Annotated in this window: 1 protein-coding gene; it reads left to right on the forward strand. The window is 65.2% G+C overall.

Annotated features, from left to right (window positions below):
• Positions 1-518: response regulator transcription factor (locus tag ACFO0G_RS19945; protein WP_376979808.1), on the forward strand; the 518-nt coding region annotated here is incomplete at its 5' end.
• Positions 519-535: the final 17 nt, after the last annotated feature.

Consider the following 535-nt stretch of genomic DNA (forward strand, 5'->3'; position numbering starts at 1 on the left):
GCCGTCGTTTCCAGGCCGGGATTCTGGCTCCGATCGGGACGAACGAGGCGACCCGGTCGGACGCGATGTTCGGGTTGCTGTCAAAGCAGGAGATGAAGGTGGCGGTCGGGGTGGGCCGAGGGTTGTCTAACGGCCAGATCGGACAGGAGATGTTTTTAGCCGAGAAGACCGTGAAGAACCTGGTCTCGTCGGTGTTGGTGAAGCTGGACATGGCACGCAGGACCGAGGTCGCGGTGTTTGTCTCTGGGGCGCTTGGGAACACGGAGGACTCACTGTATGAGTATCGGCGCAGTCGTGACACGGACTTGATTGCGGAGGTCACGGTGGCGCTTGTGATCTGCACCAGCGAGGCTGGCATCGCGCGGCAGTCCAACAGTGCGCTGCTTGTGGACGCCGTGCGGCTTGCTAATGCGCTGGCCGCGGCCGCTGCCCGGGCCCCCGGCGCGGCGTGGGCGGACACCGGCCGGAACGACGCACGAAAGTTGAAGGCTCTGAGGCCCCGGCGTCAGGGACGGTGAATCCCTGCGGCGCAGAC

It is taken from the genome of Arthrobacter sedimenti, from assembly GCF_042652025.1.
Lineage (GTDB): Bacteria > Actinomycetota > Actinomycetes > Actinomycetales > Micrococcaceae > Arthrobacter > Arthrobacter sedimenti.